15 protein-coding genes are annotated in these 15823 nt (G+C 66.0%); all 15 read left to right on the plus strand.

Annotated features, from left to right (window positions below; translation table 11 throughout):
• The first annotated feature begins 64 nt into the window (after positions 1–64).
• Entirely contained in the window at positions 65–2320 is a 2256-nt protein-coding gene (gene ftsH, locus F0Q45_RS18100) for an ATP-dependent zinc metalloprotease FtsH (RefSeq protein ID WP_149655252.1), read from the plus strand.
• A 17-nt stretch (positions 2321–2337) separates the two neighbouring features.
• On the plus strand, positions 2338–2946 hold the full coding sequence (folE, locus tag F0Q45_RS18105; protein ID WP_149655253.1) for a GTP cyclohydrolase I FolE: 609 nt from the start codon (positions 2338–2340) through the stop codon (positions 2944–2946).
• Positions 2943–3794 carry a dihydropteroate synthase gene (folP, locus tag F0Q45_RS18110; protein WP_149655254.1) on the plus strand — a complete coding sequence of 284 codons (852 nt, stop codon included), beginning with the start codon at positions 2943–2945 and terminating at the stop codon, positions 3792–3794. Before folE ends, folP begins: the two co-directional genes overlap by 4 nt.
• Positions 3778–4179 (plus strand): dihydroneopterin aldolase, encoded by a 402-nt coding sequence (folB, locus tag F0Q45_RS18115; RefSeq protein WP_149655255.1) that lies wholly within the window; start codon positions 3778–3780, stop codon positions 4177–4179. Before folP ends, folB begins: the two co-directional genes overlap by 17 nt.
• Complete coding sequence (gene folK / locus F0Q45_RS18120; protein WP_149655256.1) at positions 4176–4703, plus strand: 2-amino-4-hydroxy-6-hydroxymethyldihydropteridine diphosphokinase; 528 nt, start codon at positions 4176–4178, stop codon at positions 4701–4703. Before folB ends, folK begins: the two co-directional genes overlap by 4 nt.
• Positions 4703–5179 (plus strand): DUF3180 domain-containing protein, encoded by a 477-nt coding sequence (locus F0Q45_RS18125; protein WP_149655257.1) that lies wholly within the window; start codon positions 4703–4705, stop codon positions 5177–5179. The genes folK and F0Q45_RS18125 overlap by 1 nt, the downstream gene beginning before the upstream one ends.
• Positions 5180–5269: 90 nt before the next feature.
• Positions 5270–6595: a DUF6779 domain-containing protein gene (locus tag F0Q45_RS18130; protein ID WP_149655258.1), complete on the plus strand. Its 1326-nt coding sequence runs from the start codon at positions 5270–5272 to the stop codon at positions 6593–6595.
• 91 nt (positions 6596–6686) lie between these two features.
• The gene (locus F0Q45_RS18135; protein ID WP_149655259.1) at positions 6687–7598 is read left to right on the plus strand and encodes a Rossmann-like and DUF2520 domain-containing protein; all 912 of its coding nucleotides are present in this window, start codon (positions 6687–6689) and stop codon (positions 7596–7598) included.
• A complete protein-coding gene (gene panC / locus F0Q45_RS18140) occupies positions 7595–8512 on the plus strand; it encodes a pantoate--beta-alanine ligase (RefSeq protein WP_149655260.1) in 918 nt (305 codons plus the stop codon). Before F0Q45_RS18135 ends, panC begins: the two co-directional genes overlap by 4 nt.
• The gene (panD, locus tag F0Q45_RS18145; RefSeq protein ID WP_149655261.1) at positions 8512–8940 is read left to right on the plus strand and encodes an aspartate 1-decarboxylase; all 429 of its coding nucleotides are present in this window, start codon (positions 8512–8514) and stop codon (positions 8938–8940) included. Before panC ends, panD begins: the two co-directional genes overlap by 1 nt.
• 2 nt (positions 8941–8942) lie before the next feature.
• Positions 8943–9761, plus strand: coding sequence for a type III pantothenate kinase (locus tag F0Q45_RS18150; RefSeq protein ID WP_149655262.1), 819 nt, complete (start codon positions 8943–8945; stop codon positions 9759–9761).
• Between the two features lie 120 nt (positions 9762–9881).
• Positions 9882–11381 (plus strand): lysine--tRNA ligase, encoded by a 1500-nt coding sequence (lysS, locus tag F0Q45_RS18155; protein WP_149655263.1) that lies wholly within the window; start codon positions 9882–9884, stop codon positions 11379–11381.
• Between the two features lie 114 nt (positions 11382–11495).
• Positions 11496–11834 carry a histone-like nucleoid-structuring protein Lsr2 gene (lsr2, locus tag F0Q45_RS18160; RefSeq protein WP_149655264.1) on the plus strand — a complete coding sequence of 113 codons (339 nt, stop codon included), beginning with the start codon at positions 11496–11498 and terminating at the stop codon, positions 11832–11834.
• 268 nt (positions 11835–12102) lie between these two features.
• Entirely contained in the window at positions 12103–14646 is a 2544-nt protein-coding gene (gene clpC1 / locus F0Q45_RS18165) for an ATP-dependent protease ATP-binding subunit ClpC (RefSeq protein WP_149655265.1), read from the plus strand.
• 117 nt (positions 14647–14763) lie between these two features.
• On the plus strand, positions 14764–15823 hold a 1060-nt coding region (locus F0Q45_RS18170; protein WP_149655266.1), incomplete at its 3' end, for a PE family protein.

A 15823-nucleotide genomic window follows, 5' to 3' on the forward strand; every position in this document is an offset into this window, starting at 1 on the left:
GGCGGTAACCTAGACATTTCCAGCTGTGTATCCGGAAGGACCTGGCCGACACGGCCGATGATTGATGAACCGAAAGAATGTGATCCGCACCGTAACGGCGATCGCCGTCGTAGTGCTGCTCGGCTGGTCGTTCTTCTATTTCAGCGACGACACCCGCGGCTACAAACCGGTCGACACTTCGGCGGCGGTGTTGCAGATCAAGAACGACAACGTCAAGAGCGCGCAGATCGATGACCGGGAGCAGCAGCTGCGGCTGGTGCTGAAAAAGGGCAACAGCGACACCGACGGATCCGACAAAGTCATCACCAAATACCCGACCGGCTACGCCGTCGACCTGTTTGACGCGCTGACCGCGAAGAACGCCAAGGTCACCACCGTCGTCAACCAAGGCAGCATCCTGGGCGAGCTGCTGGTCTATGCGCTGCCGCTGCTGTTGCTGGTGGGCCTGTTCGTGATGTTCTCCCGGATGCAGGGCGGCGCCCGGATGGGCTTCGGTTTCGGCAAGTCACGCGCCAAACAGCTTTCCAAAGACATGCCCAAGACCACATTCGCCGACGTGGCCGGCGTCGACGAGGCGGTCGAAGAGCTCTACGAGATCAAGGACTTTCTGCAGAACCCAGGGCGCTACCAGGCGCTGGGCGCGAAAATCCCCAAAGGCGTGCTGCTGTATGGACCGCCAGGCACCGGCAAGACGCTGCTAGCCAGGGCGGTGGCGGGCGAGGCTGGTGTGCCGTTCTTCACCATCTCTGGATCCGACTTTGTCGAGATGTTCGTCGGAGTCGGCGCCTCGCGTGTGCGTGACCTGTTTGAACAGGCCAAACAGAACAACCCCTGCATCATTTTCGTCGACGAGATCGACGCCGTAGGCCGACAGCGCGGCGCTGGACTCGGCGGTGGCCACGACGAACGCGAGCAGACGCTCAATCAGCTGCTGGTCGAAATGGACGGGTTTGACCCGCGAGCCGGCGTGATCCTCATCGCGGCCACCAACCGGCCGGACATCCTGGACCCCGCGCTACTGCGGCCCGGCCGCTTCGACCGCCAGATCCCGGTCACCAACCCTGACCTGGCGGGTCGCCGCGCGGTGCTGCAAGTGCATTCCAAGGGCAAGCCGATGGCCCCCGACGCCGACCTCGAGGCGCTGGCCAAACGGACCGTCGGCATGACCGGCGCAGATCTGGCCAACGTCATCAACGAGGCGGCGCTGCTGACTGCCCGGGAGAACGGCACCGTCATCACCGGGCCGGCGCTGGAGGAGGCGGTCGACCGGGTGATCGGCGGCCCACGCCGCAAAGGGCGGATCATCAGCGAACACGAAAAGAAGATCACCGCCTACCACGAGGGCGGACACACCCTGGCGGCCTGGGCCATGCCGGACATCGATCCGGTCTACAAGGTGACGATCTTGGCCCGCGGACGCACCGGCGGGCACGCGGTGGCGGTGCCCGAAGAAGACAAGGGCCTGCGCACCCGCTCGGAGATGATCGCGCAGCTGGTCTTCGCGATGGGTGGGCGCGCCGCCGAGGAACTCGTGTTCCGCGAGCCGACGACGGGCGCGGTGTCCGATATCGAGCAGGCAACCAAGGTCGCCCGCGCGATGGTCACCGAGTACGGCATGAGCTCCCGACTCGGCGCGGTCAAGTACGGCTCGGAGCACGGTGACCCGTTCCTGGGCCGGACCATGGGCACGCAGCCGGACTACTCCCATGAGGTCGCCCGCGAGATCGACGAAGAGATCCGCAAACTCATCGAAGCCGCGCACACCGAGGCGTGGGAGATCCTCACCGAATACCGCGACGTGCTCGACACTCTGGCGGGCGAGCTGCTGGAAAAGGAAACCCTGCACCGCCCTGAGCTCGAGGCGATCTTCGCCGAGGTCGAAAAACGGCCTCGCCTGACCGTGTTCGACGACTTCGGTGGCCGCATTCCCTCGGACAAGCCGCCCATCAAGACGCCCGGCGAGCTGGCCGTCGAACGTGGCGAGCCCTGGCCGCCGCCACTGCCCGAGCCGGCGTTCAAAGAGGCTATCGCGCGAGCCACCCGCGCGGCTGAGGCAGCACAGGCCGCGCAGTCTGGACCCGACGGTAGCGGCCGCGTGCCCAATGGCTCGGACCGAAACCGATCCAGCTACCAACCTGACTACGGCGCTCCTGCCGGCTGGCGCGCCCCCGGATGGCCCCCAGAGGTGTCCAACCGGCCGTCGCAGCGGCCCGAGCCGGCAGCGGGTTGTACGCCGCCCGATCAATCCGTGCCGGACCCACCTGAGCCGTCCCAGCGGGATAGGCACGTTAGTCGGTCTAATCCATCGGCCCACGGCTAGGAAAACGGAGGATCTCGATGACGCAGCTGGATTCCCACCCCAACCGCGCGATTACGCGGGTATTCGACCAGCCGCGCGCCGAAGCGGCCGTCCGCGAATTGCTGTGTGCGATCGGCGAAGACCCGGACCGAGATGGCCTACGGGACACTCCGGCGCGCGTCGCGCGCGCCTACGGCGAGATCTTCGCCGGGCTGTACACCGACCCCGACGCGGTGCTGAACACCTTGTTTGACGAAGATCATGACGAGCTGGTCCTGGTCAAGCAAATACCGATGTACTCCACCTGCGAACACCATCTGGTGTCGTTCCACGGTGTGGCCCATGTCGGCTACATCCCTGGCGAAGAGGGGAGGGTGACGGGGCTGTCCAAGATCGCTCGCCTGGTCGACCTGTATGCCAAGCGGCCGCAGGTACAAGAGCGGCTCACCAGCCAGATCGCCGATGCCCTGGAGAAAAAGCTCGAACCGCGGGGTGTCATCGTCGTGGTCGAAGCCGAACATCTGTGCATGGCAATGCGCGGAGTCCGCAAGCCCGGTGCTGTCACGACGACGTCGGCGGTGCGTGGTCTGTTCAAGACCAATGCCGCTTCTCGAGCCGAAGCGCTCGATCTCATCCTGCGTAAGTGAGTTCGGCGCCTGTGCAGGTTATGGGTGTCCTCAACATCACGGACGACTCGTTCTCCGACGGCGGGCGTTACGCTGACACAGCGCGTGCCGTCGAGCATGGGCTGGCATTGGTTGCCGAGGGCGCGGCGATTGTCGACGTCGGCGGCGAGTCGACCCGGCCGGGCGCTGTGCGGGTCGACCCGCTGATCGAGGCATCCCGCGTCATACCTGTCGTCAAAGAGCTTGCCGCACAGGGTGTTACGGTCAGCATCGATACCACGCACGCCGATGTCGCGCGGTCGGCGCTGGAGCATGGCGCGCAGCTCGTCAATGACGTGTCCGGCGGACGGGCCGACCCGGCGATGGCGCCGCTGGTGGCCGAAGCCGGTGTGTTGTGGGTGTTGATGCACTGGCGACGGGTATCGCCGACCCACCCACATCAGGTGCCCGACTATCGCGACGTGGTGGCCCAAGTGCGCGCCGACCTGCTCGCTGTCGTTGATGACGCGGTAGCCGCGGGTGTCGACCCGGCGAAACTGGTGATCGATCCCGGGCTGGGTTTCGCCAAGACGGGACAACACAATTGGTCGCTCCTACATGCCTTGCCGGAGTTGGTTGCCACCGGGTATCCCGTGTTGTTAGGCGCGTCACGCAAGCGCTTCCTTGGCGCCTTGCTGGCCGGTCGTGACGGCACCCCACGGCCGCCCGACGGGCGGGAGACGGCGACGGCGGTGATATCGGTGCTTGCGGCATTGCACGGGGCCTGGGGTGTGCGGGTACACGATGTGCGGGCCTCGGTCGACGCCCTCAGAGTCGTCGACGCGTGGCAGCGAGCCGAAAGGACTGGGCACGATGGCCGACCGAATTGAGTTGCGCGGCTTGATGGTGCACGGGCGGCACGGAGTCTACGAGCACGAACGGGTGGCTGGGCAGCGCTTCGTTGTCGATATCACCGTATGGATGGATCTGGCCGACGCCGCGCGTAGCGACAATCTTGCCGACACCTACGACTACATCGGTCTGGCGCAGCGGGCCACCGAAATCGTCGGCGGGCCCCCGCGGAACCTTATCGAAACGGTCGGGGCCGAGATCGCCGATGAGGTGATGCAGGACGAGCGGGTGCATGCCGTTGAGGTGGTTGTGCACAAGCCACAGGCTCCCATTCCGCTGCCGTTTAGTGATGTCGCCGTGGTGACGCGCCGGTCACGGCGCGGAGGTCGCGGTGCGGTGGTTCCCGCGAACGGCGCGGTATGAGCCGGGTAGTGCTGTCGATCGGCTCGAACCTGGGTGACCGCCTGGCCCACCTGCAATCGGTGGTTGACGGGCTCGGCGACACGCTGGTCGCGGCTTCGCGCGTGTATGAGACGGACCCCTGGGGCGGTATTCAGCAGGAGCCGTTTCTCAATGCGGTGCTGATCGCCGACGACCCGGCCCGCGACAGCCACGCGTGGCTGCGGCGGGCTCAGGAGTTCGAGCGGGCTGCCAGTAGGGAGCGGGAGAAGCGCTGGGGCCCACGAACGCTCGATGTCGATCTGGTCACCTGCTACCAGCCGTCCGCGGCCGGAAGGGGCGACGTGCTGTGCAACGACAGTGACCTGACGCTGCCGCATCCGATGGCCCATCTGCGAGCATTCGTGATGGCCCCATGGCTAGACGTGGATCCGTCAGCCGAAATGACGCTTCCTGGGGGCACTCGCCCCATCGCAGAGCTGCTGGCTGAGCTGGAGCCGGCCGATCGAGCCAGTGTACGGCTGACCTCGCTGACGTTGGACAGCTGATGGGGCCGACCCGCAAACGTGACCTCACGGCCGCGGCAATCGGCGCAGCCGTGGTGGGCTATGTACTGGTCGTGGCGTTGTTCCGGTGGTTTCCACCGATCACAGCGTGGACCGGACTATCGTTGCTGGGCGTTGCGATCGCCGAGGCGCTGTGGGCTCGTCACATCCGGGCCAAAATCAACGACGGTGAGATCGGCGGCGGGCCCGGTCGGCTGCACCCGCTTACGGTGGCACGCAGTCTGATGGTCGCCAAGGCTTCGGCGTGGGTGGGGGCGTTGGTGCTGGGTTGGTGGCTCGGGGTGTTGGTGTATCTGCTGCCGCGGCGGTCCTGGCAGCGGGTCGCCGTTGAGGACACCCCCGGCGCTGTGGTGGCGGCCGGCAGCGCGCTGGCATTGGTTGTCGCCGCGCTGTGGCTGCAGCATTGCTGCAAGTCGCCGCAGGATCCAGCCGAGCGCGGCGCGGGGGCGGAAAGCTAACCGGCGTTGCTGGCGGCATGGTCCAGTCGACCCGAGAATCGCCGGACCGGCACGACACGCGGATTGATCTCGCCCAGGTACAGTCAGGCCATGACCGTTCTGTCCCGCGGCGCCCGGGTCCGGCGCGGCGGCCGCAGGCCGGGGTGGGTGCTCTTGACGACGTTGCTGGTTCTTGCCATCGGGGCCAGCTCGGCACTGGTTTTCACCAACCGGGTGGAACTGCTCAAGCTCGCGGTAATCCTGGCGCTGTGGGCCGCCGTCGCGGGTGCGTTCGTGTCGGTGCTCTACCGCCGCCAGGCCGACACGGAGCAGGCCCGCGCCCGCGACCTGAAGCTGGTCTACGACCTCCAGCTGGATCGCGAAATTTCGGCCCGCCGCGAGTATGAGCTGACCGTGGAATCTCAGCTGCGCAGCGAGCTGGCCGTCGAATTGCGTGCTGCTGCAGCCGACGAGGTGGCTGCACTACGGGCCGAGCTAGCCGCGCTGCGGACCAGTCTGGAAATCCTGTTCGACGCGGATCTCGACAACCGTCCGGCGCTGGAGACGGTGGACCAAGAAGCGCGAACCGCGCGCGCGTTGGCCGACCGGGTGCACCATGGCCAGAGCCCGGATGCCGACTGGATGTCCATCGATCGCGTAACGATGGCTCGCCAAGGCGAGGCGGGCAACCGCGCCAATGAAGCCATTATCGATGTGCCGGAGGTTGGCGTACTGCCCACCGCGGAGCCGGTCCTGCAACCAGCGGTTAGCAGGCGACCACTGCTGACGCCCCAGCAGCCCACCCACGCGGAGAGGGATTCCTCACCGGGTGGCCAACAGCAGTACGAGGCGCCGCCGGCACAAACCCTCCGCTATGCGCACGGCCAGCGGGCACCGCTGCCGGAACCCGAACAGCGGTCATGGCAACCTGCCGCCGCCGGCGGACAGTGGTTGCCTCCGGGAGCACCCGGAGGCCACTGGTCAGCTGAGGAACCTATCCTTGCCGCGCCCGCGCAGCCGGCGGGCCGGCGTCGCCGTTCCCGGCATACCAGCCCAGCAGACGACGGCGGCGACATGACGCTCGGCCCCGTCGAGATGCCGCGAGAATACGGTGGTCGCCGATCACGAGCTCGCCATTCCGCGGAGTACCGCGAGCATGGTGTGGGGAGCCTAGGAGCCGGCCAGACGCCGGTTGACCCTAGCCGGGATCAGACCCCCGTTTCGAGTGCGCCCGCCGGCCCGCCGGCACCCCGACTGGCCACGCCGCCGCCTCCGGAACCCGCCGCCCGGCACCGCAGCCCGGAGTCAGAACCGGACCGGCCGGCGGGGGCACACGGCTCCGACACCCAAACCGGTGGTCAGTCGGTTGCGGATCTGCTCGCGCGGCTGCAGGTCGAGCCGTCGGGAGGTGGCCGGCGTCGCCGCCGGGGCGGCTGATCGACTACAGTCGTAGTGACCGTCCGGTACCCGCTTGCCCGGCTTGTCCGAGGGACTGGAACGAACCAACAAACCTGTGAGGTCGTCTGCGATGGTGCAGTTCGACGGTTTGCGCCCGGCCAGGCTCAAGGTGGGAATTATCTCCGCCGGGCGGGTAGGCGCCGCGCTGGGGGCGGCGCTGGAACGCGCCGACCATGTCGTGGTGGCATGCAGCGCCATCTCCCGCGCGTCGCGGCTGCGGGCCGAGCGCTGGTTGCCCGATACCCCGGTACTGCCACTTCCCGACGTCGCCGCCGCTGCCGAGCTGCTGCTGTTGGCGGTTACCGACAGTGAACTGGCGGGTCTGGTTTCCGGCTTGGCCACTACGTCGGCGGTGCGGCCGGGCACCATCGTGGCGCACACCTCGGGCGCCAACGGGATCGGTATTCTTGCACCCCTCACGAAGCAGGGCTGCATACCGCTGGCCATCCACCCGGCGATGACGTTCACCGGATCCGATGAAGACATCAGCAGGTTGCCGGACACGTGCTACGGGGTCACCGCTGCCGACGACATCGGGTACGCCATTGCTCAATCGCTGGTACTCGAAATGGGTGGGGAGCCGTTCTGTGTCCGCGAGCAGGCCCGCACCCTCTATCACGCGGCGCTAGCCCAGGCCAGCAACCATGTGGTGACCGTGCTCGCTGACGCCCTCGATGCCTTACGCGCCGCCCTGCGTGGTGACGTGCTGCTCGGCCAGCAAAGCGTCGACAGCCAGCCCGGCGGCCTTGCCGAACGCATCGTCGGACCGCTTGCCCGCGCGGCGCTGGAGAACACGTTGCAGCGGGGGCAGGCAGCGTTGACCGGCCCGGTCGCGCGTGGTGATGCCGCGGCGGTCGCCGCACACCTGGCAGCTTTAGAGCAGGTAGATCCGGACCTGGCTCAGGCATATCGGGTCATCGCATTGCGGACTGCGCAACGCGCCCACGCGCCCGAGGACGTCGTGGCGGTGTTGACGCCATGAAGACCACTTTCAAGCCGGGCGAACTCAATATCTACTCCGCGCCGGGGGAGGTAAGCAATGTCTGCCGCGCGTTGCGGCACACCGGTCGGCGGGTGATGTTGGTGCCCACGATGGGCGCATTACATGAGGGCCACCTGGCGCTGATCCGGGCGGCCAAAAGGACAGCCGGCTCGGTGGTGGTCGTGTCGATCTTTGTCAACCCGCTGCAATTTGGCGCCGACGAAGATCTCGACGCCTATCCCCGCACCCTGGACGACGACCTGGCGCAACTGCGGGCTGAAGGCGTGGAGATCGCGTTCACGCCGACGGGCTCGGCGATGTATCCCAACGGATTGCGCACCACCGTCCAACCCGGCCCGCTGGGTACCGAATTGGAGGGCGGCGCGCGGCCAACCCATTTCGCCGGGGTGCTCACCGTGGTGCTGAAGCTACTGCATATCGTCCGACCCGACCGGGCCTTCTTCGGTGAGAAGGACTACCAGCAGCTGGTGCTGATCCGTCAGATGGTCGCGGACTTGAATGTCGACGTCCAAGTGGTCGGGGTGCCGATTGTGCGGGAGGCCGACGGGCTGGCGATGTCGTCGCGCAACCGCTATCTGGACCCGGCGCAGCGCGAAGCGGCTGTGGCGCTTTCGGCGGCGCTGACGGCTGGCGCCCATGCGGCAACGGACGGGGCTCAGGCCGCGGTGCAGGCGGCTCGCGCCGTGCTGCTCTCCGCGCCCGGCGTCACGGTTGACTACGTGCAGCTGCGTGATGGCGAACTTGCTCCGCTGACCAACAGCGGATCCGCCCGGTTACTCGTTGCGGCGCGGGTCGGCACCACCAGGCTGCTGGACAACGTCGGGATTGAAATAGGGACTCTCGCTGGCACCAATGGGCTGGACGAATACTCCCAATCACCTTGGAGGAAGTGATGTTACGGACAATGCTGAAGTCGAAAATCCATCGCGCTACGGTCACCCAGGCCGATTTGCACTACGTCGGATCGGTGACCATCGACGCTGACTTGATGGACGCCGCCGATCTGCTGGAGGGTGAACAAGTCACCATCGTCGACATCGACAACGGTGCCCGGCTGGTTACCTACGCACTCACCGGCGAACGCGGCAGCGGCGTAATCGGAATCAACGGCGCCGCCGCTCACCTGGTTCATCCGGGCGACCTGGTGATTCTGATCGCGTACGGGACCATGGAGGACGCCGAGGCCCGCGCCTACCAGCCGCGGATCGTGTTCGTCGACGCCCACAACAAGCAGATCGACCTGGGTCACGACCCGGCGTACGTGCCCTTCGACATACCCGACGCCGCGGAGCTCTTGAACCCTCGAATGAGTGCACGGTAGTCGTGCTGCTGGTCATCGACGTCCGTAACACCCACACCGTGGTCGGCTTGCTGTCCGGGGCCAAAGAGCACGCAAAGGTCGTGCAGCAGTGGCGGATACGCACCGAGTCCGAAGTTACCGCCGACGAACTTGCGCTCACCATCGACGGCTTGATCGGGGAAGACTCCGAGCGGCTCACCGGAGCGGCGGGACTGTCCACGGTCCCATCAGTGCTGCACGAGCTGCGGATCATGCTCAACCAATACTGGCCGTCGATGCCCCACGTGCTGATCGAACCGGGAGTGCGCACGGGGATCCCGCTGCTGGTCGACAATCCAAAAGAAGTGGGTGCCGACCGGATCGTGAACTGCTTGGCCGCTTATCACCGGTTCCAGAAGGCCGCCATTGTCGTCGATTTCGGGTCGTCGATCTGCGTGGATGTGGTTTCAGCAAAGGGGGAATTCCTTGGCGGCGCCATCGCACCCGGAGTACAGGTGTCATCTGATGCCGCGGCCGCTCGCTCGGCCGCGCTGCGCCGCGTCGAGCTGGCCCGGCCCCGTTCGGTCGTCGGAAAAAACACCGTCGAATGCATGCAGGCCGGCGCGGTGTTCGGCTTTGCCGGGCTGGTTGACGGCTTGGTTGGCCGCATCCGCGAGGATGTCAAGGGGTTTTCTGCCGCCGACGACGTCGCGGTGGTAGCGACGGGGCATACCGCGCCGCTGCTGCTGCCCGAACTGCATGCCGTCGATCACTACGAGCAGCACTTGACCCTGCACGGCTTGCGGCTTGTCTTCGAACGCAATCAGGACGCCCAGCGCGGGCGGCTGAAGACTGTGCGCTAAGGAGCTTGCGACTAGCTAGTAACCCGAGCCTGCGTTCAGCGCGGCAGACAGCCAACTTTCGCGCTGCCAGCGCAGGCTCGATGCCGTGAGCGCAGACTCGACCATTTAAGCTGGCACGTCGTGAGCTCCGCCGAGTCAGACATTCCCGAGCAGTTCCGGATCCGTCGGGACAAGCGCGCTCGTCTCTTGGCGGACGGGTGTGACCCCTACCCGGTTGCCGTCGAACGCACCCACACCCTGGCCGAGATTCGCGCCGCCTATGCTGACCTGCCGACCGACACGGCGACCGAGGACGTCGTCGGCGTAGCCGGTCGGGTGGTATTTGCACGCAACACCGGAAAGCTGTGCTTTGCTACAGTCCAGGACGGCGACGGCACCCGCCTGCAGGTGATGATCAGTCTGGACAAGGTGGGCCAGCAAGCACTCGACGCGTGGAAGTCCGACGTCGACCTCGGTGACATCGTGTATGTGCATGGCACCGTGATCAGTTCACGCCGCGGCGAATTGTCGGTTCTCGCCGATTCCTGGCGAATGGCCGCCAAGTCGTTGCGCCCGCTGCCCGTCGCGCATAAAGAGATGAGTGAAGAGTCGCGGGTTCGGCAGCGCTACGTCGACCTGATCGTCCGTCCGCAGGCGCGCGACATGGCCCGGCAGCGCATTGCCGTCATCCGTGCGATCAGGAATTCACTGGAACGCCGCGGCTTCCTTGAAGTCGAGACGCCCATGTTGCAGACGCTGGCTGGCGGCGCGGCTGCCCGGCCGTTTGTCACCCATTCGAATGCCCTGGACATGGACCTTTACCTGCGCATCGCACCGGAACTGTTCCTCAAGCGTTGCGTCGTCGGGGGTTTCGACAAGGTCTTCGAAGTTAATCGGGTGTTCCGAAACGAAGGCGCGGATTCTACCCATTCGCCGGAATTCTCCATGTTGGAGACCTACCAGACGTACGGCACCTATGACGATTCCGCAGTGGTCACCAGGGAACTTATTCAAGAAGTAGCCGATGAGGCGATCGGGACCAGACAACTTCCGATGCCCGACGGCAGTGTCTACGACATTGACGGACAATGGACAACTATCCAGATGTATTCCTCGCTGTCGGAAGTGCTCGGTGAAGAGATCACGCCGCAGACCTCGGTCGCTCGCTTACGGGACATCGCGCGCGGACTCGACGAAGAGATTCTCGACAAGTGTGGCTATGGACACGGGAAACTCGTCGAGGAACTCTGGGAACATACTGTGGGTAACAGGTTGACCGTGCCCACATTTGTCAAGGATTTTCCGGTGGAGACAACGCCACTGACTCGCCAGCACCGCAGCACCCCCGGAGTAACCGAGAAGTGGGATCTCTACCTGCACGGAGTCGAACTAGCTACCGGGTACTCTGAATTAACCGACCCGGTCGTACAGCGCGATAGATTTGCTGATCAGGCGCGTGCTGCGGCCGAAGGCGATGACGAGGCGATGCTACTCGACGAGGATTTTCTGGTCGCGCTGGAGTATGGCATGCCGCCATGCACCGGAACGGGAATGGGCATCGATCGGTTGCTGATGTCTTTGACTGGGCTGTCAATTAGGGAGACAGTTTTGTTCCCGATTGTTCGGCCGCACTCCAACTGAACTGCCCGTGTTGTGTCGGATTGAGAATTTCGCGCTCTTATGGCAGATTGGTGGTACGGGGAGTCTATCCATCCTGCACAGTAACTGCACGGGAAGAAATGCGAGGGTAAGCTAATGGCGAAGAAAGTAACCGTCACCTTGGTCGACGATTTCGACGGTTCCGGCGCCGCCGACGAAACGGTCGAATTCGGGCTTGACGGGGTGACCTATGAGATCGACCTTTCTTCCAAGAATGCCGCGAAACTGCGCGGCGACTTGAAGCAATGGGTTGAGTCCGGTCGTCGCGTCGGCGGCCGCCGGCGCGGGCGATCCGGCACCGGCCGTGGCCGTGGCGCGATCGACCGTGAGCAGAGCGCCGCGATCCGGGAGTGGGCGCGTCGTAATGGACACAATGTGTCGACTCGTGGCCGTATTCCGGCCGATATCATCGACGCATTCCACGCGGCGACGTAGCCGGGCATTACCGGCGCCCAGGCTGATGCCTGGGCGCCGGCCTTTTCGCTGCGGGCGAACTGGCCATCGGTCAGCGCATGAAACGCGCCGGGGGTTTTCGTCGTTAACGTGATGCGGTTCTGATGCTGTTATGGCCTGGAACCGATAGGGACTGCAAGGTTATGAACCCTGGCAGGCCGACCATTACAGTGGACGGCAGGTACGCGGGGCCGAGCTGGACTAGTTCGGGGCCGACCAATGTGCCGATGAGGAGAGCAGGTAACCGCCGATGTTCGAACGATTTACCGACCGGGCCCGCAGGGTGGTCGTCCTGGCGCAAGAAGAGGCCCGGATGCTGAACCACAACTACATCGGCACCGAGCACATTCTGTTGGGTCTCATTCACGAAGGCGAGGGCGTAGCCGCCAAGTCGCTGGAGTCGCTGGGAATTTCGCTGGAAGGCGTTCGCAGCCAGGTCGAGGAGATCATCGGCCAGGGCCAGCAGGCGCCGTCCGGTCACATCCCCTTCACTCCGCGGGCCAAGAAGGTGCTCGAGCTGAGTCTGCGGGAGGCGCTGCAGCTCGGCCACAACTACATCGGGACCGAGCACATTCTGCTGGGCCTCATTCGCGAGGGCGAGGGTGTCGCGGCCCAGGTGCTGGTGAAGCTGGGTGCCGAGTTGACCCGGGTGCGCCAGCAGGTGATCCAGCTGCTGTCCGGCTACCAGGGCAAGGAGGCCGCCGAGGCCGGCACCGGTGGTCGCGGCGGCGAGTCGGGTACCCCGTCCACGTCGCTGGTGCTCGACCAGTTTGGCCGAAACCTGACGGCGGCCGCGATGGAAGGCAAGCTGGACCCGGTCATCGGCCGCGAGAAGGAAATCGAGCGGGTGATGCAGGTGCTGTCCCGGCGCACCAAGAACAACCCGGTGCTGATCGGCGAGCCAGGTGTCGGGAAGACCGCCGTCGTCGAAGGGCTGGCGCAGGCGATCGTGCACGGCGAGGTTCCCGAGACACTGAAAGACAAGCAGCTCTACACGCTGGACCTGGGTTCGCTGGTCGCCGGCTCCCGCTACCGCGGAGACTTCGAGGAACGCCTGAAGAAGGTACTCAAGGAGATCAACACCCGCGGCGACATCATCCTGTTCATCGACGAGCTGCACACCCTGGTGGGTGCCGGCGCCGCCGAGGGCGCCATCGACGCGGCCAGCATCCTGAAGCCCAAGCTGGCCCGCGGCGAGCTGCAGACGATCGGCGCCACCACGCTCGACGAGTACCGCAAGTACATCGAAAAGGACGCCGCGCTGGAGCGCCGCTTCCAGCCGGTGCAAGTCGGGGAGCCGACGGTGGAGCACACCATCGAAATCCTCAAGGGTCTGCGCGACCGCTACGAGGCCCACCACCGGGTGTCTATAACCGACAGCGCGATGGTGGCCGCGGCCACCCTGGCCGACCGCTACATCAACGACCGGTTCCTGCCGGATAAGGCGATCGACCTGATCGACGAGGCGGGAGCGCGCATGCGGATCCGCCGGATGACGGCGCCGCCAGACCTGCGCGAGTTCGACGAGAAGATCGCCGAGGCGCGCCGGGAGAAGGAATCGGCCATCGACGCCCAGGACTTCGAGAAGGCCGCCAGCCTGCGTGACCGGGAGAAGCAACTGGTGGCCCAGCGTGCAGAACGCGAAAAGCAATGGCGCTCAGGCGATCTCGATGTGGTCGCCGAGGTCGACGACAACGAGATTGCCGAGGTGCTGGGTAACTGGACCGGTATCCCGGTGTTCAAGCTGACCGAGGCCGAGACCACCCGGTTGCTGCGCATGGAGGAGGAGCTGCACAAGCGGATCATCGGCCAGGAGGATGCCGTCAAGGCCGTGTCCAAGGCGATCCGTCGTACCCGTGCTGGGCTGAAAGACCCCAAGCGCCCGTCGGGCTCGTTCATCTTCGCCGGCCCGTCCGGTGTCGGTAAGACCGAGCTGTCCAAGGCGCTGGCCAACTTCCTGTTCGGCGACGACGACGCGCTCATCCAGATCGACATGGGCGAGTTCCACGACCGGTTCACCGCGTCGCGCCTGTTCGGCGCCCCGCCCGGATACGTCGGCTACGAGGAAGGCGGCCAGCTCACTGAGAAGGTGCGCCGCAAGCCGTTCAGCGTGGTGCTGTTCGACGAGATCGAAAAGGCGCACCAAGAGATCTACAACAGCCTGTTGCAGGTCCTCGAGGATGGCCGGCTCACCGATGGGCAGGGCCGCACGGTGGACTTCAAGAACACCGTGTTGATCTTCACCTCGAACTTGGGGACATCCGACATTTCTAAGCCCGTCGGCCTCGGATTCACCAAGGGCGGTGGTGAGAACGACTACGAGCGGATGAAGCAGAAGGTCAACGACGAGTTGAAGAAGCACTTCCGGCCGGAGTTCCTCAACCGCATCGACGACATCATCGTCTTCCACCAGTTGACTCGCGACGAGATCATCCAGATGGTCGACCTGATGATCAACCGGGTGGCGGGCCAGCTCAAGAGCAAGGACATGGCACTCGAGCTGACCGACCAAGCCAAGGCCTTGCTGGCCAAGCGTGGCTTCGACCCGGTGCTGGGCGCGCGGCCGCTGCGGCGCACCATCCAACGCGAAATCGAAGATCAGCTGTCCGAGAAGATCCTCTTCGAGGAGGTCGGTCCGGGACAGGTCGTCACGGTCGACGTGGACAACTGGGACGGCGAAGGCGCCGGCGAGGACGCGAAGTTCACGTTCACCGGCACCCGCAAGCCGCCGGCCGAGCCGGATCTGGCCAAGGCCGGAGTGCACAGCGCGGGCGGGCCGGGGCCAGAGTCTTAAGGGCTTCACGGAAACCGTCGTCGTCAGGCCGGAACAAGCGATACGCTTTGCTTCTGTTGAAGCCTGCGGTGTGATCGGGCGTTAGCAGGGTGGCCGCGATGTTTGTAGGAGGCAGCCATGTCGTTTGTGATTGCGGCGCCCGAGCTGGTGGCTGCGGCGGCGTCTGATCTGGCGAGTATCGGGTCGACGATTGGTTCGGCTAATGCTGCGGCGCTGGGGCCCACCGTGGGGGTGTTGGCGGCGGGTGCCGATGAGGTGTCGGCGGCCAGTGCGGCACTGTTCGGGGCGTACGCGCAGGCATATCAGGCGTATGGTGCCCAGGCGGCGCTGTTTCACGCCCAGTTTGTGCAGATCTTGAACGCGGGTGCCGGGGCATATGCGGCCACCGAGGCCACCAACGTGGAACAGAATCTACTGAATCTCATCAATGCGCCCACCCAGGCATTGCTGGGACGCCCGCTGATCGGCAACGGCGCTGATGGCACCGCGCCGGGGCAAAGCGGTGGGCCCGGCGGGTTGTTGTACGGCAACGGTGGCAACGGCGCGGCAGGCGTGAACGCGGGTGTTGGCGGCGGGAGTGGCGGGGCCGCCGGGTTGTGGGGCAACGGCGGCAGCGGTGGAGCCGGTGGGGCGGGGGCAGGCGGGGGCGCTGGTGGTGCCGGCGGGTGGCTGTACGGCAATGGCGGGCTCGGAGGTAACGGCGGGTCCGCCACGATTCCCGGCGGCAGCGGCGGCAACGGTGGTGCCGGCGGTGCAGCCTGGCTATTCGGCGCCGGCGGGGCTGGCGGGATTGGCGGGGCGGGCGCGAGCGGCGCCGCGGGGGTCAACCCCGTCACCGGCCCGGCGGCCTCAGGCCCCGACGGTGCAGATAACCCGCTCGGCGTGGGGGCGACCGGGGATCCCGGTGCAACCGGCACCCTATTCGGGCAGACGGGCGGTACCGGCGGTATCGGCGGTTTGGGCAAGGTCGGTGGCTTTGGGGGCGAGGGCGGTGACGGCGGCCCCGGCGCGCCGGGCGGCGCTGGCGGCGCGGGCGGCAGCGGGGGCGCCGGTGGTCGTGGCGGGCTGCTGTTCGGCGCCGGGGGCGACGGGGGCGACGGCGGGCTGGGCGCCGGCGGTGGCGCCGGCGCGCTGGGCGGGACCGGAGGCGATGGCGGACAGGGTGGCGCTAGTACCG

This window comes from Mycobacterium simiae, from assembly GCF_008370645.1.
Lineage (GTDB): Bacteria > Actinomycetota > Actinomycetes > Mycobacteriales > Mycobacteriaceae > Mycobacterium > Mycobacterium simiae_A.

Coding starts and splice junctions, on each gene's coding strand:
- clpC1 (WP_149655265.1), top strand. CDS start 12,103: ATGTTCGAACGATTTACCGACCGGGCCCGCAGGGTGGTCGTCCTGGCG.
- folK (WP_149655256.1), top strand. CDS start 4,176: ATGAGCCGGGTAGTGCTGTCGATCGGCTCGAACCTGGGTGACCGCCTG.
- F0Q45_RS18125 (WP_149655257.1), top strand. CDS start 4,703: ATGGGGCCGACCCGCAAACGTGACCTCACGGCCGCGGCAATCGGCGCA.
- F0Q45_RS18130 (WP_149655258.1), top strand. CDS start 5,270: ATGACCGTTCTGTCCCGCGGCGCCCGGGTCCGGCGCGGCGGCCGCAGG.
- folB (WP_149655255.1), top strand. CDS start 3,778: ATGGCCGACCGAATTGAGTTGCGCGGCTTGATGGTGCACGGGCGGCAC.
- folE (WP_149655253.1), top strand. CDS start 2,338: ATGACGCAGCTGGATTCCCACCCCAACCGCGCGATTACGCGGGTATTC.
- ftsH (WP_149655252.1), top strand. CDS start 65: ATGAACCGAAAGAATGTGATCCGCACCGTAACGGCGATCGCCGTCGTA.
- F0Q45_RS18135 (WP_149655259.1), top strand. CDS start 6,687: ATGGTGCAGTTCGACGGTTTGCGCCCGGCCAGGCTCAAGGTGGGAATT.
- panC (WP_149655260.1), top strand. CDS start 7,595: ATGAAGACCACTTTCAAGCCGGGCGAACTCAATATCTACTCCGCGCCG.
- lsr2 (WP_149655264.1), top strand. CDS start 11,496: ATGGCGAAGAAAGTAACCGTCACCTTGGTCGACGATTTCGACGGTTCC.
- panD (WP_149655261.1), top strand. CDS start 8,512: ATGTTACGGACAATGCTGAAGTCGAAAATCCATCGCGCTACGGTCACC.